The sequence below is a fragment of the Streptomyces sp. NPDC027189 genome (assembly GCF_055566975.1).
In genome coordinates, this window is the sequence record NZ_JBVHRI010000019.1 from 60,916 (window position 1) to 87,091 (window position 26,176).

At 69.5% G+C, this 26,176-nt stretch carries 25 protein-coding genes; 10 read left to right on the forward strand and 15 right to left on the reverse strand.

Annotation, left to right across the window (positions count from 1 at the left end; genetic code table 11):
- The first annotated feature begins 71 nt into the window (after window positions 1-71).
- The 3 genes from folB to ACZ4RZ_RS34990 all read left to right on the forward strand — a co-directional run bounded on the left by folB (window position 72) and on the right by ACZ4RZ_RS34990 (window position 1,657).
- On the forward strand, window positions 72-431 hold the full coding sequence (gene folB, locus ACZ4RZ_RS34980) for a dihydroneopterin aldolase (RefSeq protein ID WP_467750841.1): 360 nt from the start codon (window positions 72-74) through the stop codon (window positions 429-431).
- Window positions 428-1,039 (forward strand): 2-amino-4-hydroxy-6-hydroxymethyldihydropteridine diphosphokinase, encoded by a 612-nt coding sequence (gene folK, locus ACZ4RZ_RS34985; RefSeq protein WP_467750842.1) that lies wholly within the window; start codon window positions 428-430, stop codon window positions 1,037-1,039. The genes folB and folK overlap by 4 nt, the downstream gene beginning before the upstream one ends.
- A gap of 132 nt (window positions 1,040-1,171) precedes the next feature.
- Complete coding sequence (locus ACZ4RZ_RS34990; protein ID WP_467750844.1) at window positions 1,172-1,657, forward strand: DUF3180 domain-containing protein; 486 nt, start codon at window positions 1,172-1,174, stop codon at window positions 1,655-1,657.
- A gap of 223 nt (window positions 1,658-1,880) precedes the next feature.
- On the opposite strand, the gene folE is transcribed toward ACZ4RZ_RS34990, so the two are convergent.
- The 6 genes from folE to dacB all read right to left on the reverse strand — a co-directional run bounded on the left by folE (window position 1,881) and on the right by dacB (window position 9,632).
- Window positions 1,881-2,486 carry a GTP cyclohydrolase I FolE gene (folE, locus tag ACZ4RZ_RS34995; protein ID WP_467750845.1) on the reverse strand — a complete coding sequence of 202 codons (606 nt, stop codon included), beginning with the start codon at window positions 2,484-2,486 and terminating at the stop codon, window positions 1,881-1,883.
- 144 nt (window positions 2,487-2,630) lie between these two features.
- On the reverse strand, window positions 2,631-4,658 hold the full coding sequence (ftsH, locus tag ACZ4RZ_RS35000) for an ATP-dependent zinc metalloprotease FtsH (RefSeq protein ID WP_467750956.1): 2,028 nt from the start codon (window positions 4,656-4,658) through the stop codon (window positions 2,631-2,633).
- A 201-nt stretch (window positions 4,659-4,859) separates the two neighbouring features.
- Entirely contained in the window at window positions 4,860-5,420 is a 561-nt protein-coding gene (gene hpt, locus ACZ4RZ_RS35005) for a hypoxanthine phosphoribosyltransferase (RefSeq protein ID WP_467750846.1), read from the reverse strand.
- 77 nt (window positions 5,421-5,497) lie between these two features.
- Complete coding sequence (gene tilS / locus ACZ4RZ_RS35010) at window positions 5,498-6,622, reverse strand: tRNA lysidine(34) synthetase TilS (RefSeq protein ID WP_467750847.1); 1,125 nt, start codon at window positions 6,620-6,622, stop codon at window positions 5,498-5,500.
- Window positions 6,623-6,814: 192 nt separating this feature from the next.
- Complete coding sequence (locus ACZ4RZ_RS35015) at window positions 6,815-7,939, reverse strand: zinc-dependent metalloprotease (RefSeq protein ID WP_467750848.1); 1,125 nt, start codon at window positions 7,937-7,939, stop codon at window positions 6,815-6,817.
- A gap of 142 nt (window positions 7,940-8,081) precedes the next feature.
- On the reverse strand, window positions 8,082-9,632 hold the full coding sequence (gene dacB, locus ACZ4RZ_RS35020; protein WP_467750849.1) for a D-alanyl-D-alanine carboxypeptidase/D-alanyl-D-alanine endopeptidase: 1,551 nt from the start codon (window positions 9,630-9,632) through the stop codon (window positions 8,082-8,084).
- Between the two features lie 79 nt (window positions 9,633-9,711).
- On the opposite strand from dacB, the gene ACZ4RZ_RS35025 reads away from it, so the two are divergent.
- Both ACZ4RZ_RS35025 and ACZ4RZ_RS35030 read left to right on the forward strand, forming a co-directional pair.
- Window positions 9,712-10,203, forward strand: a complete 492-nt coding sequence (locus tag ACZ4RZ_RS35025) for an inorganic diphosphatase (RefSeq protein ID WP_168529311.1) — start codon at window positions 9,712-9,714, stop codon at window positions 10,201-10,203.
- Between the two features lie 104 nt (window positions 10,204-10,307).
- On the forward strand, window positions 10,308-11,969 hold the full coding sequence (locus ACZ4RZ_RS35030) for a threonine/serine exporter family protein (protein WP_467750850.1): 1,662 nt from the start codon (window positions 10,308-10,310) through the stop codon (window positions 11,967-11,969).
- A gap of 118 nt (window positions 11,970-12,087) precedes the next feature.
- On the opposite strand, the gene ACZ4RZ_RS35035 is transcribed toward ACZ4RZ_RS35030, so the two are convergent.
- Window positions 12,088-13,047 carry a DedA family protein gene (locus ACZ4RZ_RS35035; protein ID WP_467750851.1) on the reverse strand — a complete coding sequence of 320 codons (960 nt, stop codon included), beginning with the start codon at window positions 13,045-13,047 and terminating at the stop codon, window positions 12,088-12,090.
- Window positions 13,048-13,188: 141 nt separating this feature from the next.
- Between ACZ4RZ_RS35035 and ACZ4RZ_RS35040 the strand changes: the two genes are divergently transcribed.
- Entirely contained in the window at window positions 13,189-13,554 is a 366-nt protein-coding gene (locus tag ACZ4RZ_RS35040; protein WP_467750852.1) for a YbjQ family protein, read from the forward strand.
- Between the two features lie 95 nt (window positions 13,555-13,649).
- On the opposite strand, the gene ACZ4RZ_RS35045 is transcribed toward ACZ4RZ_RS35040, so the two are convergent.
- Window positions 13,650-14,417, reverse strand: coding sequence for a MerR family transcriptional regulator (locus tag ACZ4RZ_RS35045; protein WP_467750853.1), 768 nt, complete (start codon window positions 14,415-14,417; stop codon window positions 13,650-13,652).
- A gap of 190 nt (window positions 14,418-14,607) precedes the next feature.
- On the opposite strand from ACZ4RZ_RS35045, the gene ACZ4RZ_RS35050 reads away from it, so the two are divergent.
- Window positions 14,608-15,894, forward strand: a complete 1,287-nt coding sequence (locus ACZ4RZ_RS35050) for an ion channel protein (RefSeq protein ID WP_467750854.1) — start codon at window positions 14,608-14,610, stop codon at window positions 15,892-15,894.
- 16 nt (window positions 15,895-15,910) lie between these two features.
- Window positions 15,911-17,317, forward strand: a complete 1,407-nt coding sequence (locus tag ACZ4RZ_RS35055; protein WP_467750856.1) for a glutamate decarboxylase — start codon at window positions 15,911-15,913, stop codon at window positions 17,315-17,317.
- Here ACZ4RZ_RS35055 and ACZ4RZ_RS35060 read toward each other — a convergent pair.
- Complete coding sequence (locus ACZ4RZ_RS35060) at window positions 17,314-18,546, reverse strand: winged helix-turn-helix domain-containing protein (RefSeq protein ID WP_467750857.1); 1,233 nt, start codon at window positions 18,544-18,546, stop codon at window positions 17,314-17,316. The genes ACZ4RZ_RS35055 and ACZ4RZ_RS35060 overlap by 4 nt on opposite strands.
- 256 nt (window positions 18,547-18,802) lie before the next feature.
- Between ACZ4RZ_RS35060 and ACZ4RZ_RS35065 the strand changes: the two genes are divergently transcribed.
- Entirely contained in the window at window positions 18,803-19,603 is an 801-nt protein-coding gene (locus ACZ4RZ_RS35065; protein ID WP_467750858.1) for a hypothetical protein, read from the forward strand.
- Window positions 19,604-19,694: 91 nt separating this feature from the next.
- Here the strand turns inward: ACZ4RZ_RS35065 and ACZ4RZ_RS35070 are convergent, their stop codons facing one another.
- The 6 genes from ACZ4RZ_RS35070 to ACZ4RZ_RS35095 form a co-directional block, all read right to left on the reverse strand.
- On the reverse strand, window positions 19,695-20,423 hold the full coding sequence (locus ACZ4RZ_RS35070) for an ABC transporter permease (RefSeq protein WP_467750958.1): 729 nt from the start codon (window positions 20,421-20,423) through the stop codon (window positions 19,695-19,697).
- A gap of 68 nt (window positions 20,424-20,491) precedes the next feature.
- On the reverse strand, window positions 20,492-21,448 hold the full coding sequence (locus tag ACZ4RZ_RS35075; RefSeq protein ID WP_467750859.1) for an ATP-binding cassette domain-containing protein: 957 nt from the start codon (window positions 21,446-21,448) through the stop codon (window positions 20,492-20,494).
- Window positions 21,449-21,521: 73 nt separating this feature from the next.
- Window positions 21,522-22,163, reverse strand: a complete 642-nt coding sequence (locus ACZ4RZ_RS35080) for a PadR family transcriptional regulator (RefSeq protein ID WP_467750860.1) — start codon at window positions 22,161-22,163, stop codon at window positions 21,522-21,524.
- A 24-nt stretch (window positions 22,164-22,187) separates the two neighbouring features.
- The gene (locus tag ACZ4RZ_RS35085; RefSeq protein ID WP_467750862.1) at window positions 22,188-22,727 is read right to left on the reverse strand and encodes a DinB family protein; all 540 of its coding nucleotides are present in this window, start codon (window positions 22,725-22,727) and stop codon (window positions 22,188-22,190) included.
- A gap of 135 nt (window positions 22,728-22,862) precedes the next feature.
- Entirely contained in the window at window positions 22,863-24,323 is a 1,461-nt protein-coding gene (locus ACZ4RZ_RS35090; protein ID WP_467750863.1) for an aldehyde dehydrogenase family protein, read from the reverse strand.
- 124 nt (window positions 24,324-24,447) lie between these two features.
- Window positions 24,448-25,272: a helix-turn-helix domain-containing protein gene (locus ACZ4RZ_RS35095; RefSeq protein WP_467750960.1), complete on the reverse strand. Its 825-nt coding sequence runs from the start codon at window positions 25,270-25,272 to the stop codon at window positions 24,448-24,450.
- A 337-nt stretch (window positions 25,273-25,609) separates the two neighbouring features.
- Between ACZ4RZ_RS35095 and ACZ4RZ_RS35100 the strand changes: the two genes are divergently transcribed.
- The gene (locus ACZ4RZ_RS35100) at window positions 25,610-26,113 is read left to right on the forward strand and encodes an ATP-binding protein (protein ID WP_467750864.1); all 504 of its coding nucleotides are present in this window, start codon (window positions 25,610-25,612) and stop codon (window positions 26,111-26,113) included.
- The last annotated feature ends 63 nt before the right edge of the window (window positions 26,114-26,176 follow it).

Genomic DNA, 26,176 nt, shown 5'->3' on the forward strand with positions numbered 1-26,176 from the left:
CGTTTCAGGCTGGTGTGCCGACCGCACTTGGTTCACGCTGGCCGCTACCGACGATTGCAGGAGTGATTCGCGTGGATCGTGTCGCGCTGCGCGGCCTCAAGGCCCGCGGGCACCACGGTGTCTTCCAGAAGGAACGCGAGGAGGGCCAGACCTTCATCGTGGACCTGACGCTGGGCCTGGACACCCGACCGGCCGCGGCCGACGACGACCTGGCGAAGACCGTGCACTACGGCATCGTGGCGGAGGAGGTCGTCGCCGTCGTCGAGGGCGAGCCCGTCGACCTCATCGAGACGCTCGCCGAGCGCATCGCCCAGGCGTGTCTCAAGCACGACGGGGTTCAGCAGGTCGAGGTCTGCGTTCACAAACCGGACGCGCCGATCACGGTCCCCTTCGACGACGTGACCGTCACCATCACCCGGAGCCGAGTATGACCGCCTTCTACACCGAGGGTCAGAGCGACCCGACCGTACAGCCGGTACCCGCCTCCGTGGTGGAGCGGGTGGACGCCGCCGACACGACCCTGCAGAACCCCAAGCGCGCGGTGATCTCCCTCGGCGCGAACCTGGGCAACCGCCTGGAGACCCTCCAGGGCGCCATCGACGCGCTGGAGGACACCCCCGGCGTCCGCGTCAAAGCGGTCTCCCCCGTCTACGAGACCGAGCCCTGGGGCGTCGAACCGGGCAGCCAGCCGACGTACTTCAACGCGGTCGTGGTCCTCAGGACCACCCTCCCCCCGTCCTCGCTCCTGGAGCGGGCGCACGCGGTCGAGGAGGCCTTCCACCGCGTACGGGACGAGCACTGGGGCCCGCGCACGATCGACGTCGACATCGTGGCGTACGCCGATGTCGTCTCCGACGACCCGGTTCTGACCCTCCCTCACCCGCGCGCCCACGAGAGGGCCTTCGTCCTCGCCCCCTGGCACGACGTGGAGCCCGAGGCCCAACTGCCGGGCCGCGGCCCCGTCGCCCAGCTCCTCGCGACGATCACCCGGGACGGCGTCGCGCCCCGCGCCGACCTGGAACTCCGGCTGCCCGAGTAGTCGTTAAGGTCAAGACGACCATCAGGCCGCGGATGACCGGAGGGGCGAGGTGCTGCATCTCCCCGGGGGACGACCCCCGGACCCCCGGCGGCAAGGCCCTGGGCCGGCACACGCAACCGCGAGGGGATCTGAGTGAAACAGCTGCGCATCAGGACGCTGGCGGCCGTGTTCGTCGTGGCCGGAGTCCTGTCCTGGGGGGGTGCCCGTCTGTGGAACGCGGTGGGCACGCTCCCCCGGGTCCCGCTCGCCGCCCCCATCGTCCTGGCCCTGATCGCGGTCGTCCTGCTCGCGACGGCGCTCTCGCTGCGCGCCCGGCTGAAGGCCCAGCGCGAGCGCCGCCCCGGCGCCAAGGGCGTCGACCCGCTGATGGCCGCCCGCGCGGTCGTCTTCGGCCAGGCGAGCGCCCTGGTCGCCGCCCTGGTCGCCGGTATGTACGGCGGCACCGGCGCGTTCCTGCTGGAATCCCTGGAGATCCCCGCCCGCCGCGACCAGGCCATCTACGCCGGCCTCTCCGTCGTCGCCGGCATCGGCGTCATAGCGGCCGGCTTCTTCCTGGAACGCGTCTGCAAGCTCCCCGAGGACGACGAGCACAACGGCGGGACGGCTCCGGTGGCGTAGCCGAGAGTTACCAGGGCCGGCCGACGAGGTGGCCGTTGACCAGGAAGCCGGGGCAGGGGTCGAGGCGAAACGCAGGACACCACTTGGATGTCCCGCGCTCGCGCACGCCCGCCGACCACGTTGACTGTCCGCCTGCTGGGCGCCCCATACCCCACCACGATCCCCCTTGATCAGCAATCAATCCACTGATCGGGAACCGTATGGGACAGCACTGACAATCAGGTCAGCGCGCCAGTATCAGGCTCATCGCCTCAGCGCGGGTCGTAGCATCCCGAAGCTGCCCACGTACTGCTGAGGTCGTGGTCTTGGCTCCGGGCTTGCGAATACCACGCACCGACATGCACATGTGTTCGGCCTCGATGACGACGATCGCGCCACGCGCCTCAAGAATCCGCATCAGCGAGTCGGCGATCTGCGTGGTGAGTCGTTCCTGTACCTGGGGGCGACGCGCAAACACCTCGACAAGGCGGGCGAGCTTCGACAGACCGGTGATCTTGCCAGTGTCCGCCGGGATGTATCCGACGTGGGCGACTCCATGGAATGGCAGCAGATGGTGCTCGCACAGGCTGACGATTTCGATGTCCTTGACCAGGACCATCTCGTCGTGCCCAAGGTCGAACGTCGTCGTCAGTACGTCCTCCGGAGCCTGCCTCAGCCCGGCAAGCAACTCCTTGTACGCACGTGCCACCCGCCCCGGCGTCTCCCTGAGGCCCTCGCGGTCCGGGTCCTCGCCGACCGCGATCAGCAGCTCTCGTACGGCGTTCTCGGCGCGCTTCTCGTCGAACTCGCCGATCACGCCCTCGCCGTCCAGCGTCACGGGGTCGGTCATCTGGTCCTCGTTCCTGTGGATCTTGCGCGTGCCTGTCGGCGCGTCCCAAACGTGCGGGCACACGAAAATGCCGCACCCCCCAGGCTAGAACCTGGGGGGTGCGGCATTCATTCCGGGCCTGGTGAGGCCACCGGGAGCCTGGAATCAGCTCTCGGTGCGGTCCTCCGGGGCCGCCTCCGTGGCCGGGACCGATTCCGTCGCGTTGGCGATGGCCGGCGACGAGCCGTTCGCCCCGTTCGTCAGTGACAGCTCCTTGGGGGAGAGCACCGGCGGGCGGGTGGACGGGGTGCGGCGAGCGGATCCGGTCCACGCGGGGCGGGCCGGGCGCTTGACGATGGGAGCGAAGACCTCGGCGATCTGCTCCTTGCTCAGCGTCTCCTTCTCCAGCAGCTGGAGCACCAGCTGGTCGAGGACGTCGCGGTTCTCGACCAGGATTTCCCAGGCCTCGTTGTGCGCGTTCTCGATGAGCTTCTTGACCTCTTCGTCGACGAGCGCGGCGACCTCTTCCGAGTAGTCGCGCGGGTGCGACATCTCCCGGCCCAGGAAGGGCTCGGTGTTGTCGCCGCCGAACTTGATCGCGCCGAGTCGCTCGGTCATGCCGTACTGCGTGACCATCGCGCGGGCCGTTGCCGTGGCCTTCTCGATGTCGTTCGCAGCGCCCGTGGTCGGGTCGTGGAAGACGAGCTCCTCGGCAGCGCGGCCGCCCAGCATGTACGCGAGCTGGTCCAGCATCTCGTTGCGCGTGGTGGAGTACTTGTCCTCGTCCGGCAGGACCATCGTGTAGCCGAGGGCACGGCCGCGCGACAGGATCGTGATCTTGTGGACCGGGTCGGAGTTCGGAGATGCCGCCGCGACCAGGGCGTGACCGCCCTCGTGGTACGCGGTGATCTTCTTCTCCTTGTCCGACATGATCCGGGTCCGCTTCTGCGGGCCCGCCACGACGCGGTCGATCGCCTCGTCCAGCATGTTGTTGTCGATCAGCTTGCCGTTGCTGCGCGCGGTGAGCAGCGCCGCTTCGTTCAGCACGTTCGACAGGTCAGCGCCCGTGAAGCCCGGCGTACGCCGCGCGACCGCCGACAGGTCGACGTCCGGAGCGACCGGCTTGCCCTTCTGGTGAACCTTGAGGATCTCCAGACGGCCCTGCATGTCCGGGCGGTCGACCGCGATCTGGCGGTCGAAGCGGCCGGGGCGCAGGAGGGCCGGGTCGAGGATGTCGGGCCGGTTTGTGGCGGCGATCAGGATGACCCCGCCCTTCACGTCGAAGCCGTCCATCTCGACGAGCAGCTGGTTCAGCGTCTGCTCGCGCTCGTCGTGACCGCCGCCGAGGCCGGCGCCGCGGTGACGGCCGACCGCGTCGATCTCGTCGACGAAGACGATCGCCGGAGCGTTCGCCTTGGCCTGCTCGAACAGGTCGCGGACTCGGGAGGCACCGACACCGACGAACATCTCGACGAAGTCGGAACCGGAGATCGAGTAGAAGGGAACGCCGGCCTCGCCCGCGACAGCGCGCGCGAGCAGCGTCTTACCGGTACCAGGAGGCCCGTACAGGAGCACGCCCTTGGGGATCTTCGCCCCGACGGCCTGGAACTTCGCCGGCTCCTGGAGGAACTCCTTGATCTCCTGGAGCTCCTCGACCGCCTCGTCCGAACCCGCGACGTCCGAGAACGTCGTCTTCGGGGTGTCCTTGGTGATGAGCTTCGCCTTGGACTTCCCGAAGTTCATGACTCGGGAGCCGCCGCCCTGCATCTGGTTCATCAGGAACAGGAACACGACGACGATGAGGACGAAGGGAAGCAGAGACAGCAGGATGCCGACGAACGGGTTCTGCTTGGACGGCGAGACCGTGTAGCCGTCCGGAATCTGCTTGTTCTGGTACTTGTCCTGCAGTGTGTTGGCCAGGGCCACGCCCTGGTCGCCGATGTAGCTCGACTGGATCTTCGAGCTGCCCTCGACCTTTTGGCCATCCTTGAGCGAGACCTTGATGATCTGCTCGTCGCCGGTGGTGATCTTGGCCGACTCGACCTTGTTGTCATTGATCGCCTGGACGACCTGGCCGGTGTCCACCGTCTTGTAGCCGCCGGACGAACCGACGACCTGCATCAACACGACCACGGCAAGGACGGCCAGCACGATCCACATGACCGGCCCACGGAAGTATCGCTTCACGTCCATCCATACGGAGCGGTGCCGCCCCGTCCCTCCTGCCATAGTGAGTTTGATAAAGACTGTTCTTCGGACGGTACCCCAGCATTGTGACCCGAAGCCGCATGGGACTGCTGGCATTCCCGCCTACGCATGCTCCAACGGCGCGAAACCCGCTGGGGTTCCCGATCGTCCTACAGGGACTGAGCCGCCCTCAAAAAGGGCGGGCGCTCAGCCGCCGTAGACGTGAGGCGCGAGCGTACCGACGAACGGGAGGTTGCGGTACTTCTCCGCGTAGTCGAGGCCGTAGCCGATGACGAACTCGTTCGGGATGTCGAAGCCGACCCACTCCACGTCGATCGCGACCTTGGCCGCCTCCGGCTTGCGCAGCAGCGTGCACACCTTGAGGGAGGCGGGCTCGCGGGAGCCGAGGTTGGAGATCAGCCAGGACAGGGTCAGCCCGGAGTCGATGATGTCCTCGACGATGAGGACGTGCTTGCCCTTGATGTCGGTGTCGAGGTCCTTGAGGATCCGCACCACACCGGAGGACTGGGTGCCCGCGCCGTACGAGGACACGGCCATCCAGTCCATGGTGAGCGGGGTGGACAGCGCACGCGCCAGGTCTGCCATGACCATCACGGCGCCCTTGAGGACACCGACGATCAGCAGGTCCTTGCCCGCGTACTCCGCGTCGATCTTCGCGGCCAGCTCAGCCAGCTTGGCGTCGATCTCTTCCTTGGTGATGAGCACCGACTTGAGGTCGGTGCCCATGTCTTTCGCGTCCACCCGCATCACTTTCGGTCGTCCGTCCCACCGGCCGCTCGGACCGCCCACGCGCCGCGTAAGCGGTCCCGGTGGAGGGTCCGGTTTCAGCCTTGCCGAATCACCAGTCTGCCACCCTGCCGCTGAGCGACGACTTTGCCCGGGAGATTGATGGCTCCCTGGCCGCGCCAGCCGGTGATCAGCCGGTCGACTTCTTCGATGTGGCGGGCGAACAGCGAACCGGCCGGGGCGCCTGCCTCGATGGCGGCGCGGCGCAGGATGCGGCGGCGTACGGCGGGGGGCAGGGCGTAGAGCTTGGCGCACTCCAGGAGGCCTGCCGCGTCGCGTACGGAGGCCTCGGCCTGGCTTGCCCAGGCGTCCAGGGCGTCGGCGTCGTCGCGGGAGAGCTGGGCCGTACGGGCGAGGGCTTCGACGACACCCTTGCCGAGCGCCTTCTCCAGGGCGGGCAGGCCCTCGTGGCGCAGCCGGGAGCGGGTGTAGGCCGGGTCGGCGTTGTGCGGGTCGTCCCAGACGGGCAGCGACTGGGCCATGCAGGCCTTGCGGGCGGTCTGCCGGTCCAGGTGCAGGAACGGGCGGCGGTAACGGCCGTCGGCCCCCGAGACCGCGGCCATTCCGGACAGGGAGCGGATGCCGGAGCCACGGGCGAGGCCGAGCAGGACGGTTTCGGCTTGGTCGTCGCGGGTGTGGCCGAGCAGGATCGCCGTGGCGCCGTGGCGCTCGGCGGCGGCGTCCAGGGCGGCGTACCGGGCGTCGCGGGCGGCGGCCTCGGGCCCGCCGTCGCGTCCGACGGTGACGGCGATGGACTCGGCGGGGGTCAGCCCCAGTTCGGTGAGGCGCAGCACGACTTCGTCGGCGCGCAGGTCGGAGCCGGGCTGCAGACCGTGGTCGACGGTGATGGCACCGGCGCGAATGCCGAGTTTGGGGGCTTCGAAGGCGAGGGCGGAGGCGAGTGCCATGGAGTCGGCGCCGCCGGAGCATGCGACGAGCACGAGCGGCGTCGGCGGCTCGTGCGGGGGCTGGGCTGGGACGGGTGTGGGTGTGCGCCGTGTACCGGGAGCGGGCACACGTTCCGCGTCGGGGGCTGACGGGCGCGCGGCGCCGACGCCGGGCGTGCGCCGGGTGTCGGGGGCGGGCGTGTGCTCGGTGAGGATGTCGTGGAGTACGCGGCGAACCGCCAGGCGTATCGCCGCGACCGCAGGATGGGGACCCATGTCCGGTTCCCTTCATGAAGTTTTCGGGGGGTGAGCCCGAGGTCGGTCACTCAGAGTGTGTAGATGGTGACAGAACCGGGCCGTTCCCCGAGCATTGCACGCCTACCCATGCCCCACGGTCCCTCGGACGGGTGATTGGAGGGGCGTTCGCCTGCCGTCGGCCGGATTCGTCTCACGACCTTCCCGTAGGGTTCACGACTCTGCCTTGCGGTGCACCCGCGCGACCCAGTCCGCCGGTTTGGCGATCTCCGTCTTGGTCGGGAGGGTGTTCGGGGAGGTCCACACGCGGTTGAACCCGTCCATGCCGACCTGGTCGACGACCGCCCTGACGAACCGCTCGCCGTCCCTGTACTGCCTCAGTTTGGCGTCCAAACCGAGCAGCTTGCGCAGCGCCAGGTCGAGTCGGGAGGCCCCCTTGGCGCGGCGCTGCTGGAATTTCTCGCGGATCTCTCCCACGGACGGGACCACCGCCGGGCCCACTCCGTCCATGACGAAGTCCGCGTGGCCCTCCAGGAGGGACATCACGGCGGTGAGCCGGCTGAGGATCTCGCGCTGGGCGGGCGTCTGCACGATTTCCACCAGGGAGCGGCCGCCGTCGTCCTCCTCGGTATCGGGGCGCGAGCCGGCGAGCGACTGAGCGGCCTCCCTGATGCGCTCCAGGACGGTCATGGGGTCGACGTCGGTCTCCCCCAAGAAAGACTGGATTTCACCCTCCAGGTGGTCGCGCAGCCAGGGCACGGCCGTGAACTGGGTGCGGTGGGTCTCCTCGTGCAGGCAGACCCAGAGGCGGAAGTCGTGGGGCTCCACGTCGAGTTCGCGCTCCACGTGCACGATGTTCGGCGCGACCAGCAGGAGCCTGCCGCCGCCGTTCTCGCCGGCGGGCAGTTCGCGGGTCGCCGGGGCGAAGGTCTCGTACTGGCCGAGGACCCTCGACGACAGGAACGACAGCAGCATGCCCAGTTCCACGCCGGTGACCTTGCCGCCGACGGCGCCGAGGACGGCTCCGCCCGGGGTGCTCCCACGCCGCTCCTGCATCTTGTCCAGGAGTGGCTTGAGGATCTCCCGGAACCCCGCGACGTTCGCCCGCACCCAGCCGGGGCGGTCGACGACGAGTACGGGGGTGTCGTGCACGATGTCCTCGCCCATACGAGTAAAGCCCCGGACGTGCTCCTCCGAGGCCTTCGCGTGCCGGCGCAGTTCCGCGACGACGGACCTGGCCTCGTCGCGGCTCACTTCGGGGCCCGGCCGCACCAGTCGGGTCGCGGTCGCGACCGCGAGATTCCAGTCGACCATCTCGGCACCACCGATGCTCGTCATGCGTCAACCGTACGTGAGCGCGTCCGGCTGCGGTTAGGGGTACGTTCCGCCGGTGGCCCCCCGACGTGGGGCCGACAGGGCTTTTGGCGCCCCCTGGGTCGGCGGGGGCTGGGCCTCGGGCAGCGCCGTCGCGAGGCGGCAACTACCGGCAGCCGCAGGCCGCCAACGCCGTGGCCGTGTGGTCCAAGGCCGCTCTGGCCTCCAGTGGGTTCGGGGGGTGTGCCTCGTCGGACGTGAGGAAGGCGAAGGCCAGGAGGCGGCCGTCGGTGTCGACGACGGTGCCGGCGAGGGTGTTCACGCCGGTCAGGGTGCCGGTCTTGGCGCGGACGACACCGGTGGCGGTGGGGGCGTCGGCATAGCGGGTGCTGAGGGTGCCGGTGAAGCCCGCGATGGGGAGGCCGGTGAGGACCGTACGGAGTTCGGGGCGGGCCGGGTCCCCGGCCTTGGCCAGCAGCGCGGTGAGCAGGTCGGCGGAGAGCCGGTCGGCGCGGTTCAGGCCGCTTCCGTCCGCGAAGTCCGTGCCGGACAGCGGGAGTCCGAGCTTCTCCAGCTGCGTGTGGATCGCCTTGGCGTCGCCCTCGAAGCTGGGCGGCTCGTCCGAGGCAAGGGCGACCTGGCGGGCCAGGGCCTCCGCGATGTCGTTGTCGCTGTTGGTCAGCATCCGCTCGACCAGGGTGGACACGGGCGGCGAGGAGACCGAGGCCAGGGCCTGCGAGCGGCTCGTCGCCTTCGAGGCGCCGGGGGCGGTCGTCTTGATGCCCTTGTCGTGGAGGAGGTCCGCGAACTTCCGGGCCGCGTCCGCCGCCGGGTCCGGTGCTCGCCTGGCCGGTCCGCCGGTCGAGTCGTCGAGGCGGGCCTCGTCGACCATCAGGGCGGTGACCTGCGCGATGTTCTCGTTGACGCCGATGGGGTGCAGCGCGGGTCCGGCGTACAGCGAGGTGTCGTACGAGAGCGTCACCTGGTCCATGTGACGGGTCTTCAGGGCGGTGGCCGTGTCGTCGGCGAGGGTGCGCAGGCTGGCCCAGCCGTCGGCTTCCTTGCGCGCCGTCAGCGTCGGGTCGCCGCCGCCGACGAGTACGACCTCCTTGGTGTCGGGCTCCAGGACCGTACGCGTCTCGATGCGGTGGTCGGGGCCCGGCGCCACGAGCGCGGCGACGGCCGTGGCGATCTTCGTGGTGGAGGCCGGGATCTGGACCTCGTCGGCGCCCTTGCTGTACAGCTGCTTGCCGGTCGCCACGTCGACGACGACGGCGGTGCGCCGCGCGCCCAGGGCGGCGTTGTCCAGGAGCGGGTTCAGGACGTCCGCGAGGGCCTGCTCGGCGGGCGCGGTGCCGGTGGAGCCGCCGAGTCCGGCCAGGACGGAGGCGGCGCTCGGCGCGGGCCGGGGCGCCTTCTGGGACGTAGCGGATGTATGGCCGTGATCTGTGCCACCCTCGCCCTCCCGCGATGCGGCCCAGTCGCGCTCCGCCGTACGCTGACCGGAGGAGTCCCAGGGACCGGCCGCGGCCACCGCCCCGGCCGCGAGCGCCAGGCCCACGGTGGCGGCGACGGCCGTGAGCTGCGGGGTCGTGAACTGCACGGAACGTGGCCGCACGGCTTGAGTGACCCGCGCCATATGCGGTTTCACCGTCCGCGCGACCCGCACCACATGCGGTCTCGCGGCCCGCCAAGCCCTCAGCTCTGGCACGACCACCAGCCCCTTTCGCGATCACACACCTGCGTGAGGGACACTTAACCACCAGAACTATGTGTTGATCATGGAGGAGCCACCGGTGGAGTTCGACGTCACGATCGAGATTCCGAAGGGTTCGCGGAACAAGTACGAGGTGGACCACGAGACCGGTCGGATCCGCCTGGACCGTCGACTCTTCACCTCGACCAGCTACCCGGCCGACTACGGCTTCGTCGAGAACACCCTCGGCGAGGACGGCGACCCGCTGGACGCCCTGGTCATTCTGGACGAGCCGACCTTCCCGGGCTGCCTCATCCAGTGCCGCACGATCGGCATGTTCCGCATGACCGACGAGGCCGGCGGCGACGACAAGCTGCTGTGCGTCCCGGCGCACGACCCGCGTGTGGAGCACCTGCGCGACATCCACCACGTGTCGGAGTTCGACCGCCTGGAGATCCAGCACTTCTTCGAGGTCTACAAGGACCTGGAGCCCGGCAAGTCCGTCGAGGGCGCCAACTGGGTGGGCCGCACGGAGGCCGAGGCCGAGATCGAGCGTTCCTACAAGCGCTTGAAGGAGCAGGGCGGTCACTGACCCCTTGTGACCTTCGGGCCGCGTGACCCTGACGGGGTCGCGCGGCCCGTTCGTGTATCCGTACGCATACTGGGGCCCACGGGAGGTCCTAGTCGGGAGTGGTGGTGTCGGACCCGGAGGCGGAAGACCGCAAGCCGCAGTCGGACGAGGCGAGGAGTGCTTTCACTCAGCCGGCCGGTGTGGCGCCGCCGCAGCCCCCGGCTGTCGACGACGAGTCGTCGACGACGTCCGAGTTCGCGCTCCCCAAGGGGCTCGACGTACCGCAGCCGCCCGGCGCCGAGGCGGAGGGTTCGGCGTTCAGTACTCCGCGCACCTACAGCGCGAAGCACGCCCCACCCGCCTTCACCCCGGCGACCGGCATCCCGGTGGTCAGCCTGGCCAAGGACGTGCCCTGGCAGGACCGGATGCGCACCATGCTGCGCATGCCGGTGGCCGAGCGTCCGGCGCCCGAACCGGTGCACAAGGAGGACGAGTCGGGGCCCGCCGTCCCGCGCGTGCTCGACCTGACCCTGCGTATCGGTGAGTTGCTTCTCGCGGGCGGTGAGGGCGCCGAGGACGTGGAGGCGGCGATGTTCGCCGTCTGCCGCTCGTACGGGCTCGACCGCTGCGAGCCGAACGTCACCTTCACGCTGCTGTCCATCTCGCACCAGCCGTCCCTCGTGGACGACCCCGTGACGGCCTCTCGGACCGTACGCCGCCGGGGCACCGACTACACGCGGCTCGCGGCCGTGTTCCGGCTCGTCGACGATCTGAGCGACCCGGAGACCGCGATCTCGCTGGAGGAGGCGTACCGGCGGCTCGCCGAGATCCGGCGCAACCGGCACCCCTATCCCGGCTGGGTGCTGACCGCCGCCGGCGGACTGCTCGCGGGGGCGGCCTCGGTGCTCGTCGGCGGTGACGCGATCGTGTTCGTCGCCGCGGCGCTCGGCGCGATGCTGGGCGACCGGCTGGCGTGGCTGTGCGCGGGGCGCGGGCTGCCGGAGTTCTACCAGTTCACGGTGGCCGCGATGCCCGCGGCCGCGATCGGCGTCGCGCTCCAGCTCACGAACGTCGATGTGAAGGCGTCCGCCGTGATCACCGGTGGGCTGTTCGCGCTGCTGCCCGGGCGGGCGCTCGTCGCGGGCGTGCAGGACGGGCTGACCGGCTTCTACATCACGGCGTCCGCGCGTCTGCTCGAAGTCATGTACTTCTTCGTGGGCATCGTCGTCGGTGTCCTGGTGGTGCTCTATTTCGGCGTGAAGCTGGGCGCCGAGCTCAATCCGGACGAGGCCCTGAGCGTCTCCGAGCGGCCCGTTCTGCAGATCGCGGCGTCCATGCTGCTGTCGCTCACCTTCGCGATCCTGCTCCAGCAGGAACGGTCCACCGTCCTCGCGGTGACCCTCAACGGCGGCGTGGCCTGGTCGGTGTACGGGGCGATGCACTACGCGGGCGGCATCTCGCCGGTCGCCTCGACCGCCGTCGCGGCGGGGCTGGTGGGGCTGTTCGGGCAGTTGCTGTCGCGGTATCGGTTCGCGTCGGCGCTGCCGTACACCACCGCGGCGATTGGGCCCCTGTTGCCAGGGTCGGCCACCTACTTCGGGCTGTTGTCGATCGCGCAGAGCGAGGTGGACAAGGGGCTGGTGTCTCTCAGCAAGGCCGCCGCGCTCGCCATGGCCATCGCCATTGGGGTGAATCTGGGGTCGGAGATCTCTCGGCTGTTCTTGCGGGTGCCGGGCGCTGGGCGCGCGGCCGGGCGCCGTGCCGCCAAGCGGACGCGCGGGTTCTGAGTGCCGCGCGCCCAGGAGCTCGAATCGTTCTGACGGACGGCGACTGCGGGCCGTATGTGGCTTGTCGCGCCCCCGCGGCGGAGCCGCACAGTGTCACGGCCCCGCGCCCCCAAGGGGCTCAGCCCCGGTTCTGCGGGTACCCCTCGCCGTAGTAGCCCTGGTCCGAGGCGTACGGCTGCTGCTGGTGACCCTGGGGGTACTGCTGAGGCGGGTAGGCCTGGCCGTGGTCGTAGCCCTGGTCATAACCCTGGTCGTAGCCGTAGGGCTGCTGGTACTGCCGCGGGTAGGGCTCCTGGAACTGCTGCTGGTGCGGGTAACCCTGGTCCTGGTGGGGCTGGTTGTTGCCGTACGGGGGGTTCTGCAGCCGGAGCGGCCTCGTCGCGTCGTCCATGACCGGAGGCGCGGCCTGCGTCTGGGCCGGGGGCTGGGTCTGGGCGGGTTCCTGCGGCGGGTTCTTCTTGGCCTTGGAGCGGGCGCGCAGGAACTCGATGATGATCGGGACCACCGAGACGAGGACGATCAGGATCAGGATCGCCTCGATGTTCTTGTTGACGAAGTCGATGTCGCCGAGCCAGGAGCCGAGCAGCGTGACGCCCGCGCCCCACAGGACGCCACCGATGATGTTGAAGGTGATGAACGAGCGGTACTTCATGCCGCTGACGCCGGCGATGATCGGCGTGAACGTGCGCACGATGGGCACGAAGCGGGCCAGGACCAGGGACTTGGGCCCGTACTTCTCGAAGAACTCGTGGGCCTTGACCACGTTCTCCTGCTTGAACAAGCGGGAGTTCGGGCGGGTGAAGAGCGAGGGGCCGACCTTCTTGCCGAAGAGATAGCCCGCCTGGTCGCCGAGGATCGCGGCGAGGCAGATCAGCAGGATGGCCGCCCACAGGGGGAAGTCCATCGTGCCCGTGGTGATCAGCAGGCCGCAGGTGAACAGCAGCGAGTCGCCCGGCAGGAAGAAGCCGATGAGCAGGCCGGACTCGGCGAAGACGATGAGCAGCAGGCCCCAGATGCCGAAGTTGTCCAGGAGCGTGTTCGGATCCAGCCAGCTTGGACCAAGGGCAAGCGTCGTCACGGTTCCGGGCTCCTGGAGGGGTGGAGGAAGATACGGCGTCCTGGTACGGCCGCACAAAGCTATCAACGCAATGTGTCGACCCCAGGTTCCACCGGTGACTCCAGGATGCACTGTGCGGTGACTGGGTCAAAGCTGTGAGCCATGGGCATCGATGAATACGGCGGCGGCCAGGGACCCCAGTCGGACGTCCTGGTCGTGACGACGAACGACGTACCCGGTTACCGCGTCCAGCAGGTCATCGGCGAGGTCTTCGGCCTCACCGTGCGCTCCCGGCACCTGGGCAGCCAGATCGGCGCGGGTCTGAAGTCGATGATCGGCGGTGAGCTCAAGGGGCTCACCAAGACCCTCGTGCAGACCCGCAACCAGGCCATGGAGCGGCTCGTCGAGCAGGCACGCGCGCGTGGCGCCAACGGCGTGCTGATGTTCCGCTTCGACGTGACGGAGGCGGCGGACGTGGGGACGGAGGTGTGCGCGTACGGGACGGCGGTGGTCCTGGTCAAGGAGTAGCGCACGCGGGTCAGAGGAGCAGCGCACGCACGCCGGTAAGGGGCGTCCGCCACGGCGGACGCCCCTTACCGGCGGCTTCCCGCACGCGCCCGCCGTCAGGCTCCTCGCGCGTGCCGCGCCGAGTTCGCCGTGATCGCGTCCCTCAGATGCTCGGCGAGGCCCGGTCGCATGGAGTCGTAGAACGCCTTGAAGCGCTCGTCGGACACGTACATCTCGCCGAGGCACCGGTGCATCTCGTGGGGGCACTCGTAGAACCACTTGCTGATGTGCCGGCGGTGTTCCTCGGCCAGATCCATGGCCGCCTCGCCGGCCGGCGGCTCACCGGCGGCCATCAGGGCCTCGTAACGCTCGCTCCAGGCGTCGACCTCGGCCTGTACGCGCTTCCAGTCGTCCTTGGTGTAACGGGCGGCCCGGCGCTGCGACTCGGCGTACTCCTCGGTGCCGCCCCAGCGCTGCTCCGCCTCCTCGGCGTACTGCTCGGGGTCCTTGTCGCCGAAGACCTCGAACCTCTCCTCGGGCGTGAGATTGATGCCCATCTTGCGTGCCTCCATGGCGTGCTCCACGGCCGCGGCCATCTTCTGCAGCTTCTCGATCCGGGCGGTCAGCAACTCGTGCTGGCGGCGCAGATGTGCGCGCGGGTCCGCGTCCGGGTCGTCGAGCAGGGCGGCGACCTCGTCGAGCGGGAAGCCGAGTTCTCGGTAGAACAGGATCTGCTGCAGCCGGTCGAGGTCGGCGTCGCTGTAACGCCGGTGGCCCGCGTGGCTGCGCTCGCCGGGCGCGAGCAGGCCGATCTCGTCGTAGTGGTGCAGCGTGCGCACCGTGACCCCGGCGAAACCGGCGACCTGGCCCACTGAGTAGCTCACTTCCGCTCCCTTCTCGGTACGCACTTCACGATGGATCCTCACGCGACGTGAGGTGCAAGCGGAATCCTCCGGCGCCCTCCGGACGGGAATCCTCCGGCCCCTCCGGACAGGAATCGTCCGGAAGCCCGCGGAGCGAATCCCTCGGAGACCTCCGGATGTAATGTCCTGTTTGCCCGCTTAGGGTGACCGCGTGACCCACGACGCGGCACGGCGGGCAACTGCCCCCGCCCCGGCGACCCCCGCGCGGTCGCTGCTGCCGCTGATCCTCCCGGCGCTCGTCGTCGGTGTCGCGGCCAGCCTGTTGTACGTCGGGGTGAGCGAGCTCGCCGAGAAGCTGCAGGGGGTCCTGTGGGGGAACCTGCCCGACGCGCTGGGCATCGGCCGGTACTCCGTGTTCTGGATGCTCGTCGTCCTCACCACGACGGGCGTACTGGTCGGGCTGGTCGTCTGGAAGGCGCCGGGACACGCGGGCCCCGACCCGGCAACCCTCGGTCTTGCGGCCGCGCCGATGCCGCCCCTCGTCCTGCCGGGCCTGCTGGTGGCGACCGCGCTGATGCTGGCCGGCGGCCCGAGTCTGGGCCCGGAGAACCCGATCATCGCCACCAACGTCGCGCTCGCCTTCTGGCTGGGACGCAGGTTCGCGCCACGGATGCCGGGCAGTCTGTGGGCGGCGCTGGCCGAGGCGGCGACGATCGGCGCGCTGTTCGGGACGCCGGTCGCGGCGGCGCTGCTCATCTCCGAAGCGCTCGCCGGGAAGCAGCTGAAGGGTCTGCTGTGGGACAACCTCTTCGGGCCGCTGACGGCCGCCGCCGCGGGCGCCATCACGACCACCCTGGTGGCCCATCCGGCCTTAGACCTGAACCTGCCCCCCCTCGGGCACCCCGGCTGGCGCGACGTCCTGGCCGCGCTTGTGGTCGCCTCCGCCGCCGTGGTGCTCGGCATGACCGCGGTCTACGCCTTCCCGTACGTCCACGGCGCCTTCGCGCGCCTCAGGCACCCCATGCTGGCGCTGCCGGCCGGCGGACTCGTGCTCGGCCTGCTGGGCGCCCTCGGCGGCCATCTGACGCTCTTCAAGGGGCTCGACGAGGTCGCGGAGCTGGCGCAGGACCCCGAGGGCTGGTCGGCCGGACAGTTCGCCACGATGGCGGTGGTGAAGCTGGCGGCGCTGCTCGTCGCCGCGTCCTGCGGGTTCCGCGGCGGCCGGATCTTCCCGTCGGTCTTCATCGGCGCCGCCTTCGGCCTGTGCGCCCACGCCCTCGTGCCCGCCGTCCAGCCGGCCCTCGGTGTCGCCGCGGGCGTGCTGGGCATGCTCCTTGCCGTCACCCGACAGGGCTGGGTGAGCCTGTTCACGGCCGCCGTCCTGGTGGCCTCCCCTTCGATCATCGCCCTGATGTGCATCGCGTCCCTGCCGGCCTGGCTGCTGGTGACCGGCCGACCGCAGATGCAACTCCACGACGACGGAAGTCCGGTCCGCTGAGAAACGAGGAGACGTCATGCCACTTCACCGAGGCCACGAGAAGCCCGACGACCACCCGAGGTCCGTCAACCCGTTCTACGGGGAGACGAATCCGATCAGCGACATGGTCGAGGCCCCGCCGAAACACCGGCTCCCCGATGGCCCGCTGCCCCCCACGATCGCGTACCAACTCGTCCACGACGAGCTCATGCTGGACGGGAACTCACGGCTGAACCTCGCCACCTTCGTCACCACCTGGATGGAACCGCAGGCCGGGGTCCTGATGGCGGAGTGCCGGGACAAGAACATGATCGACAAGGACGAGTACCCGCGCACGGCCGAGCTGGAGCGCCGCTGCGTGGCGATGCTCGCCGAGCTGTGGAACGCGCCGGATCCGTCGGCCGCGGTCGGCTGTTCGACCACCGGGTCGAGCGAGGCGTGCATGCTGGCCGGGATGGCGCTGAAGCGACGGTGGGCGCAGCGGAACGCGGACCGCTACCCGGGGGCACGCCCCAATCTCGTCATGGGCATCAACGTCCAGGTCTGCTGGGACAAGTTCTGCAACTTCTGGGAGGTCGAGCCGCGCCTGGTCCCGATGGAGGGCGACCGGTTCCACCTCGACCCCCGGGCGGCGGCCGAGCTGTGCGACGAGAACACCATCGGGGTCGTCGGCATCCTCGGGTCGACCTTCGACGGGTCCTACGAGCCGATCGCCGAGCTGTGCGCGGCCCTCGACGAGCTCCAGGAGCGCACCGGCCTGGACGTCCCCGTCCATGTCGACGGCGCCTCCGGGGCCATGATCGCGCCCTTCCTCGACGAGGACCTGGTCTGGGACTTCCGGCTGCCGAGGGTGTCGTCGATCAATACCTCGGGACACAAGTACGGCCTGGTCTACCCGGGTGTCGGCTGGGCGCTGTGGCGGTCGGCGGCCGAGCTGCCGGAGGAACTCGTCTTCCGGGTCAACTACTTGGGCGGCGACATGCCGACCTTCGCGCTCAACTTCTCCCGCCCCGGCGCGCAGGTCGTGGCGCAGTACTACACCTTCCTGCGCCTGGGCCGCGAGGGCTATCGGGCGGTGCAGCAGACGACCCGGGACGTGGCCCGCGGGCTCGCCGAACGCATCTCGGCGCTGGGTGACTTCACGCTGCTCACCCGGGGCGACCAGCTGCCGGTCTTCGCCCTCACGACGGCGCCCGAGGTGACCTCGTACGACGTCTTCGACGTGTCCCGGCGGATACGCGAGCACGGCTGGCTGCTGCCCGCGTACACCTTCCCGGCGAACCGCGAGGACCTGGCCGTGCTGCGCGTGGTGTGCCGCAACGGCTTCACCACCGACCTCGCCGACCTCTTCATGGAGGACCTGAGCCGCCTGCTGCCCGAACTGCGCCGACAGTCACACCCGTTGACCCGGGACAAGGACAGGGCGACCAGCTTCCACCACTAACGCAGCAGCGGGCGCCAGCGGTCGGGCACCCTGTCGCCGTACTCGATGCCGTTCGCGCCGACGAGGGTCGCCAGGTCGGCGAGTTGAGCGACGACCGACCGGCACAGCGTCGCCGTCGGCTTGATGTCGGCCTCCAAGTACAGGCCCTCGATCGCCAGGACTCCCCGGTTGCGGTCGAAGCGGGGTGAGGCCCGGCCGACGAGGCGGTCGCCGTGCAGGATCGGGAGCAGGTAGTAGCCGTACTGGCGTTTGGCCTTCGGTACGTACATCTCGTTGCGGAAGGCGAAGCCCCACAGGCGTTCGGTGAGGCGGCGGTCGTTGATGAGGTTGTCGAAGGGCGAGAGCAGCGCGGTGCGGCCCTGCCAGTCGCCCGCGCGGATCGCCTCCAGGTCGGCGAGCGCGTCGGTGTGCACGTACCAGGTCTCGGCGGCAGAGGGCGCGTCCTCGACTTTCACGGCGACGGCGCGGCCCTCCTTGGTGAGGCTGCGCAACACCTCGGGCAGGCCGTCGTACTTGCCGCGCAGGAAGTACTGCCTGATGTCCAGGGGGCGGGCGACGCCGAGGGCGCGCAGCGTGTGCTCCGTGGCCGCCGTAACCATCTCCCGGGGCGACATCGCCGCCCGGTCGGCGTCGGCCGGGAGACAGGCGTCCGGGAGCCCCCAGAGGCGCTGTCCCGCCGCACGGCCCGCCACCATGATCCTGCCCTGCAGCCAGAGGAAGGTGAGCATCCGCTCGACGTTGCGGCCCGCGGTCCAGCCGGTGGAGGGCCAGTCCATCACCGCCCGGTCCTCGAAGGCGTCGGTGGGCAACGGGGTGCCTTCGCCGAGGCGGTGGAGTATGTGCTTGCGCAGTTGGTCGTTGGCGTCCATCCAGGTTCTGGTGAGCGAGAGGTTCTGCGGGGGATAGCCGTCCATCGACACCCGATGGAGCGGGTAGTCCTCGGTGAGGACGACCGCCGCGGCGTGGGCCCAGTACTCGAACAGCCACCGCTCCTGCCACCACAGGGTGGGGAGATGGGCCCCCGCCTGGGGGCCGAGGCGGCTCCAGAGGACGAGTTCATGGCTGGGGGCCACGACGCTGACGGGATCCAGTTGGAGACAGCGCAGCGACCGCAGGACCGTGCGCAGGCCGGCCGCGTCCGCCGCCGGGCGGACGGCGGACAGGTGCTGCCGGGTCAGGGCCAGGCGGCGGGCGTCCGCCTGGCCGATCGTCAGAAGTGATGGGGGCATGGGCATTGCGGGGGTTCCTCACTCCGAAGTCCGGGCCTGATGTCCTGGGCCGCGAGCTGTGGGCCGTGGGCCGCGAGCCGCGGGCCGTGAGCTGCCGTAGTGACTGACGGTGCCCGCCGGTCCCCAAGTTCCCCAGGAACAGGAAGAGATCGGTGTTGTCGCCGTGGCCGAAAATGGTCTGTACGATGCGTGCGCCCATGGGCTCTTGTCGGGAAATATTCCGCGTGGCCCGTTCTCCTTCTCCGTGGGGATGCACATGCGCATACGCGCTACTGTCGCCGCTCTGTCCGGCGCCCTGGCTCTCTCGTCGGCACTTGCCCTTCCGGCCGCCGCGCAGGCGGATGCACGGCCGATGACCAGTGACGACACGACGATCACGAAGGTCGTCGTCAACGGCGGCAAGGACCTCGTCTTCGGCACCACCACCAAGAAGACGTTCACCGCCACGGTGACCGCGACCGACCCGGACGGCATCACCGGCGGCTGGGTCGCCCTGTGGCACGGAACCTCCTTCGACGACGCCGGCATGGACGGCACGCTGCTGCCGGCCGAGGAGGGGTCGGGCTCCTGCGTGGCGGCCGACGCGCAGACCTCGACCTGCACGGTCCACTTCACCGTGGACGTGACGACCGACCTGCGTGACAACGGCTATGCCGGCACCTGGCACGCGTACGCCATCGCGTACGGCCGCCCGAGCGGTTCCACCAACAACGGCTACGCCGGCACCGTGCAGATCAAGCGCAACACCGCGCTGACCGCCGACGCCTCCCCCGAACCGGTGGCGAAGGGCAGGACCATCACGGTCAAGGGCGCCCTCACCCGCGCCGACTGGGAGACCGGCAAGTACGCGGGCCTGAGCGGCCGGTCGGTGAAGCTGCAGTTCCGCAAGGCGGACAGCGACACGTACACCACCCTCAAGACGGTCACCAGCGGCACCGGCGGAGTCCTGAAGGCCACCACCAGCGCCACGTCCGACGGGTTCTACCGGTTCGTCTACGCGGGCACCACGACCACCAGTGCCAAGAACTCGAGCGGCGACTTCGTCAACGTGCAGTAATTCCGCGCCCCCGCGGCGCACCAGCGCCGGGCCGCCCTTACGGCGACCCGGCGCCACGCTCTTGCGGTGACGCGAACCCAGCGGTCATCACCTAGCGGCTCAGGCGCCCGAACCGCCGTACCGCCAGCGGAAAGAACACCGCCAGCAGAGCCAGCGGCCAGAGCACGGCCGGCCAAACGTGGCCCGGCTCCCCGCCCGGGCCGCCGAACAGGTCGCGTACCGCCGTCGCCGTCTGGGACATCGGGTTCCACTGGACCGCCGTGCCCAGCCAGTCGGGCATGGAGTCCGGGGTCGCGAAGGCGTTGGACAGGAAGCCGACCGGCCAGACCAGGATCTGGACGGCCTGCACCATCTCCGGTTTGCCGGCCACCATCGCGAGGTGGATGCCGATCCACAGCATGGCGAAACGGAAGAGCAGCAGAAGGCCCACCGCACCGAGGAACTCGGAGAACGAGCCCTCCGCCCGCCAGCCGATCGCGTACCCGACGCCGATCAGCACGGCCAGGCCCACCGCGGACTGGAGCATGTCGGCGGCGGAACGGCCCACCAGGACCGCGCCGTTGGCCATGGGCATCGACCTGAAGCGGTCGATCACGCCCTTGTTGAGGTCCTGGGTGACGGCCAGCATCGTGCCCTCCAGGCCGAAGGCCATGGTCAGCGCGAGCATGCCGGGCACCAGGAAGTCGACGTAGTCGCCCTCGACACCCCGTCCGCCGCCGATCAAATAGCCGAACATCAGCAGCAGCATCACAGGGAAGGCGAGACCGACGACCACCTGGACCGGCTGCCTTGCCCAGTGGGCGAGTTCGCGGCGGGTCATGGTCCAGCAGTCTGCGAGGGCGTACGCCCCGTACGTACCCGGGCGACGACTCGTCTCGTACGTCGTGCTCACGCGGCCTCCTTCACTCGGTGGTCGTCCCCTGTCAGGTGCAGGAACACCTCGTCCAGCGTCGGCCGCCGCAGCGCGATGTCCTCCGCCTCGATCCCGGCCTCCTCAAGGGCGCGTACGGCGCCGGCGAGCGCCGCCATGCGGTCGGTGACCGGGGCACTGAGGAGCCGGCGGTCGGCGTCCACCGAGACGCCCTCGGCGGGGAACGGCAACAGGGCCACGGCGGCGCCCAGTTGGCCCGCGTCGCGGAGCACCACGTCGATGCGGTCGCCGCCCGTGCGGGCCTTCAGCTCGTCCGCCGTGCCGTCGGCGATCACGCGCCCGTGGTCGACGACGGAGATGCGGTCGGCGAGCTGGTCGGCCTCCTCCAGGTACTGCGTGGTCAGCAGGACCGTGGTGCCGCCGCCGACCAGCGAGCGCACGGACGCCCACACCTCGGCCCGGCCGCGCGGGTCGAGCCCCGTCGTCGGTTCGTCCAGGAACAGCACGTCCGGGTCGGTGACGAGGGACGCGGCGAGGTCCAGACGGCGCCGCATGCCGCCGCTGTAGCGCTTGACCGCCTTGCGGCCGGTGTCCGCGAGTCCGAAGCGCTCCAGGAGCTCGTCGGCCCGCACGCGCGCGTGCCGGGCGCCCAGGTGGTGCAGGCGGCCGAACATCTCCAGGTTCTGGCGTCCGCCGAGCTCCTCATCGAGCGCGGCGTGCTGGCCGAGCAGGCCGATGCGCAGCCGTACCCGGCCCGCCTCGCGCAGCACGTCGTAGCCCGCGACCTCGACGCGGCCCTCGTCGGGCCGCAGCAGGGTGGACAGGATCCGCACCAGGGTCGTCTTGCCCGCGCCGTTGGGGCCGAGCACTCCGTGCACCGTGCCGCGTCCGACCAGCAGGTCGAGCCCGTCGAGTGCCTGTTTGTCGCCATACCTCTTGCGTGCCCCTTCGACGGTGATCGCCGCGTCGGCCACTGACCCCTCCCTCGTTAGTCAAACTTGACTACTTCTCGAAAGTAACCCCGGAGGCCTCATTCGTCAAACTTGATTAGTCGCGGTCCCCGGGGTGCGGCGTCCCCGTCGCGTACGGGTTCTCCTCGCCCTCGGCGAGGACGCCCACGAACGGCTCACCCTCACCCGCGAAGGTGTAGGCCCCGCCCTCGATCCGCGCGATCAGGCCGCGCGTCCACTCGGCGTCGGCGTCGGCGGTGTGCACCCAGAGGTTCATGATCTCGCCGATGTGGCCGAGCTGTTCGGGACCGTCCTCGGGCACGTAGTGCTCGGTGACAGCGGCCCGCCACTCCTCGATCTTCCGGATCCGCTCCTTCAGGAGCGCCACCGCCTCGCCCCTCGGCAGATCGACGATGAAGCCGATCGCCGCCGACTGGACGTCCATCTTCTGGTCGTACGACGTCAGGGACTCGCGCAGGAGGGCCAGGAACTCCTCGGTGCCCTTGTCCGTGATCTCGTACTCGGTGCGCGGCGGTCCGCCGGCCGTCGATGGCGCGATCTCGTGGGCGTGCAGCAGTCCCTGCTTCGCCATCTGCTTGAGCGCGTGGTAGATCGAGCCGGGCTTGGCATTGGACCACTCGTGCGCGCCCCAGTACTCCAGGTCGTTGCGCACCTGGTAGCCGTGGGCCCGCCCGTGCTGGCGGACCGCACCCAGCACGAGAAGACGGATCGCTGACATGCGCTCCAGCCTAGAGCGCGAAGGTCAACCCGCCTGCTCCCGGGCCACCAGCTCGAAGGCGGTCGCTCCGTCCAGGGATTCGCGGATGATGTCGGCGTGGCCGGCGTGCCGGGCCGTCTCGCGGATCAGGTGGAGCGCCAGCCAGCGCATCGAGACCCGCTCTTCCGGCGGGAACCAAGGGTCGCTCGGGAGCGCGAAGGTGTCGTCGAGGCTGGGCACCGAGCGGAGAAACGCGTCCGTCTCGGCCGCGACCTTCTCCCAGTACGCGAGCTGCGCATCGACGGTCTCGCCTTCGGCGAGGACGAAACACTCGTGCCAGTTCGACACGTCCCGCTTGACGGCCGGTGACTCGCCCTTGGCACGGGCGACCCAGCCCTGCTCGGTCTCGGCGACATGCTTGAGCAGCCCGGACAGGGACAGCTCGCTCGCGCTGGGGCGCGAAGCCGCCTGCTCCTCGGTCAGCCCGAGCAGTGCCCGGCGGATACCGCCCCGCTGTTCCTCCAGGAAGGAGAGCAGCGCCCCGCGCTCGTCACCCTGAGCCTCCGCTCGCACATGAGTCACCATGACCGGCCGCCTTTCGTCGGGACCTCTTGCCGGGCACCTTCTGCCTGACACCGACGAAGCTACGGGCCCTTGCGGTCAGCTTCTGTCCGCAAGGGCCCGGCGGGAGCGAAGACGTCCTGGAACTGCGAAGACGTCCTAGAACGGGAAGAAGCTGCGCCCGTGCTGCACCGAGATCCACTTCACCGTGGTGAACGCGTCGACGGTCGTCTCGCCGTTCAGACGGCCGATACCGGAGTGCTTCTCACCGCCGAAGGGGACCAGCGGCTCGTCGTGCACGGTGCCGTCGTTGACGTGGAACATGCCGGTGTCGATCTGCTTGGCGAAGTTCACGCCGCGCTCGATGTCACCCGTGTGGACGGCGCCGCTCAGTCCGTACGGGGTGTCGTTGACGAGGCGGACCGCCTCCTCCTCGCCGTCGAAGGGGACGAGGAAGACGACCGGGCCGAAGATCTCCTGCTGGAGGAGGGACGAGTCGCCGGGGACGCCGGTCAGGACGGAGGGCTCGACCAGGTTGTCGGTCGTCGCGCCGTGCACCAGGGCCGTGGCACCCTCCGCGATCGCCTGCTCCACGGCGCCCGAAATCGCGTCCGCCTGCGAGGAGTTGATCACCGGGCCGATGACCGTCTGCGGGTCGCTCGGGTCGCCCGCCTTCAGCGTCTTGACCTTGGCGACGAACTTCTCGGTGAACTCGTCGGCGATCGAGCGGTCCACGAGGACACGGTTGGCGGCCATGCAGACCTGGCCCTGGTGGACGTACCGGCTGAAGACCGCCGCGTCGACCGCGTAGTCGATGTCCGCGTCGTCCAGGACCACCAGGGCGCTGTTGCCGCCCAGTTCCAGGACGGAGCGCTTGAAGTTCGAGGCGCAGACGGTGGCCACGTGGCGGCCGACCTTGTCGGAGCCGGTGAAGGAGATGACCTTGGGCACCGGGTGCTCGATGAAGGCGTCGCCTATCTCGGCTATGTCGGTGATGACGACGTTGAGGAGACCGCCCGGCAGGCCCGCGTCCTCGAAGACCTTGGCGACCAGGGAGCCGCCCACGATCGGGGTGTTCTGGTGCGGCTTGAGGACTACGCCGTTGCCGAGCGCGAGCGCGGGCGCGACGGACTTGATCGACAGCAGGAAGGGGAAGTTGAAGGGGCTGATCACACCGACGACGCCGACGGGGACCTTGTAGACGCGGTTCTCCTTGCCGTCGATCGGCGAGGGGAGGATCTTGCCCTCGGGGCGCAGCGCCAGCTGGATCGACTCGCGCAGGAACTCCTTGGCGAGGTGCAGTTCGAAGCCGGCCTTGAGGTGGGTGCCGCCGAGCTCGGCGATGATCACCTCGGTGATCTCGGCCTCGCGCTCCTCGATGATGCGCAGGGCCTTCTCGAAGACCGCGCGACGGGCGTACGCGTTGGTCGCACCCCATGCCTTCTGGGCGCGCTCGGCCGCGCGGTAGGCCTGATCGACCTCGTCCGCGGTGGCTATGGTGATCGACGCCAGCTTCTCGCCGTCGTACGGGTTGAAGTCGATGATGTCCCAGGAGCCGGTGCCCGGGCGCCACTCACCGTCGATGTACTGCTGGGCCAGGTCGGTGAAGTAGGACGACATGTGCTCCTCAATCCCTCAATCCCTGCGCTGCCGAAGCAGACATCCGATCACGGTCTGATCACGCGTCATCGTACTTGTGTTTCAAGGGAGTTGGAGAACGCCTTCGGAGACTCCGTGCAGACTCTCAGGAGAGCTGGAGCAGCCCCCTCAGCAAGTCGCGGCTCTCGGAAGGACCCGGACTGTCCTGCTGCAGCTGCTTCAGCGCGCTCTCGTACTGGGTGACGTCCTCACGCTTGTCCAGGTAGAGCGCGCTGGTGAGCTGTTCCAGATAGACGACGTCCGACAGGTCGGACTCCGGGAAACTCAGGATGGTGAAGGAGCCGCTCTCGCCGGAGTGCCCGCCGAAGCTGAACGGCATGACCTGAAGTCGTACGTTGGGACGCTCCGAGACCTCGATCAGATGCTGGAGCTGTCCGCGCATCACCTCGCGGTCGCCGTACGGGCGGCGCAGCGCGGCCTCGTCGAGCACGATGTGGAACTCCGGGGCGTTCTCGGAGACGAGGTACTTCTGGCGCTCCAGGCGCAACGCCACGCGGCGGTCGATGTCGGCGACGGACGCGCCCTTCATGCCGCGCGCGACGACCGCGTGCGCGTACGCCTCGGTCTGCAGCAGGCCGTGCACGAACTGCACTTCGTAGACCCGGATCAGATGGGCCGCGCCTTCGAGGCCGACGTAGGTCGGGAACCAGCTGGGCAGGACGTCCGAGTAACTGTGCCACCAGCCCGCGACATTGGCCTCTTTCGCGAGCGAGACGAGGGAGGTGCGCTCCGCCTCGTCCGTGATGCCGTACAGCGTCAGCAGGTCCTCGACGTCGCGCGTCTTGAAGCTCACCCGTCCCAACTCCATGCGGCTGATCTTCGATTCGGAGGCACGGATCGAGTAACCGGCCGCTTCCCGGGTGATTCCACGCGCCTCCCGCAGGCGCCGCAGATGTGACCCCAGCAGCATGCGCCGCACCACCGAGCCGCTCGACTCACCAGCGCTCACGTTCGTCCGCCTCCCCAACCGTCTTCCGGGGCCGAAGTCTGCCACTAAAACACTTCAAGCAGTACTCGTTCGATTACGGAAACGGAAAGTAGCCAAAGGAGCCACACAGGAAAAGATCAGGAGAGGGCCAACAAGAGGGAAGAAGGTGACAGAAGAAATGAGCAAGAACTGGTAGACGAAGGTCTAATTCGGGCGCGTGCACGTGCATCTGCCCTTGCATCTGCTGTACGCATTCGGAACCATGGTCCCCGCGCCACCGCTGCATCGCAACGACCGCGAACACCCGGGAGTGCCTCGCATGGGGACGAATGGATCGACCATGCTCGAGCCCTTACGGCAGGGACTTCCGCCGCTCGATCCCGCGGCCGTGTCCGACGCCGCTTCCTGCGCCCTGCCCGCCCGCTACGAAGCGGTGCGCGAAGCACGGCAGTTCACCCGCAGAACGCTGGACCAGTGGGACATCGGCGACCGCTTCGACGACGTCTGCCTGGTGGTTTCCGAGCTCGTCACCAACGCCCTGCGGCACGCATTGCCCTCAGACACGCCCCGGGACGACCAAGGCCCGCCCGTGCGGCTGCACTTGATGCGGTGGACCTCGCGTCTGGTGTGCGCGGTGCGGGACCCCAGTCACGACAGCCCGGTCGCGGGTGACTCGGACGACTTCTCGGCGGAGTCGGGCCGCGGCCTCTTCCTGGTCGACTCGTTCGCCGACAGCTGGGGCTGGCACCCGCTCGCGGGCACCCTCAGCGGCAAGGTCGTCTGGGCGCTGTTCCGGCTCCAGCCGTCGGTGACCGCCGAATAGGAAACCGCGGCGCCTTTTGGCGCCGCGGTTCTACGCGCGTTACGCAGCGTCGAGCGGCGATCG

Bases quoted from the DNA above. Each gene is read 5' to 3' on its own strand.
- folK (WP_467750842.1), top strand. From the start codon at position 428: ATGACCGCCTTCTACACCGAGGGTCAGAGCGACCCGACCGTACAGCCG.
- folE (WP_467750845.1), bottom strand. From the start codon at position 2,486: ATGACCGACCCCGTGACGCTGGACGGCGAGGGCGTGATCGGCGAGTTC.
- ftsH (WP_467750956.1), bottom strand. From the start codon at position 4,658: ATGGACGTGAAGCGATACTTCCGTGGGCCGGTCATGTGGATCGTGCTG.
- hpt (WP_467750846.1), bottom strand. From the start codon at position 5,420: ATGCGGGTGGACGCGAAAGACATGGGCACCGACCTCAAGTCGGTGCTC.
- tilS (WP_467750847.1), bottom strand. From the start codon at position 6,622: ATGGGTCCCCATCCTGCGGTCGCGGCGATACGCCTGGCGGTTCGCCGC.
- ACZ4RZ_RS35015 (WP_467750848.1), bottom strand. From the start codon at position 7,939: ATGACGAGCATCGGTGGTGCCGAGATGGTCGACTGGAATCTCGCGGTC.
- ACZ4RZ_RS35040 (WP_467750852.1), top strand. From the start codon at position 13,189: ATGGGCATCGATGAATACGGCGGCGGCCAGGGACCCCAGTCGGACGTC.
- ACZ4RZ_RS35055 (WP_467750856.1), top strand. From the start codon at position 15,911: ATGCCACTTCACCGAGGCCACGAGAAGCCCGACGACCACCCGAGGTCC.
- ACZ4RZ_RS35060 (WP_467750857.1), bottom strand. From the start codon at position 18,546: ATGCCCCCATCACTTCTGACGATCGGCCAGGCGGACGCCCGCCGCCTG.
- ACZ4RZ_RS35065 (WP_467750858.1), top strand. From the start codon at position 18,803: ATGCGCATACGCGCTACTGTCGCCGCTCTGTCCGGCGCCCTGGCTCTC.
- ACZ4RZ_RS35070 (WP_467750958.1), bottom strand. From the start codon at position 20,423: ATGACCCGCCGCGAACTCGCCCACTGGGCAAGGCAGCCGGTCCAGGTG.
- ACZ4RZ_RS35080 (WP_467750860.1), bottom strand. From the start codon at position 22,163: ATGTCAGCGATCCGTCTTCTCGTGCTGGGTGCGGTCCGCCAGCACGGG.
- ACZ4RZ_RS35085 (WP_467750862.1), bottom strand. From the start codon at position 22,727: ATGGTGACTCATGTGCGAGCGGAGGCTCAGGGTGACGAGCGCGGGGCG.
- ACZ4RZ_RS35090 (WP_467750863.1), bottom strand. From the start codon at position 24,323: ATGTCGTCCTACTTCACCGACCTGGCCCAGCAGTACATCGACGGTGAG.
- ACZ4RZ_RS35095 (WP_467750960.1), bottom strand. From the start codon at position 25,272: ATGCTGCTGGGGTCACATCTGCGGCGCCTGCGGGAGGCGCGTGGAATC.
- ACZ4RZ_RS35100 (WP_467750864.1), top strand. From the start codon at position 25,610: ATGGGGACGAATGGATCGACCATGCTCGAGCCCTTACGGCAGGGACTT.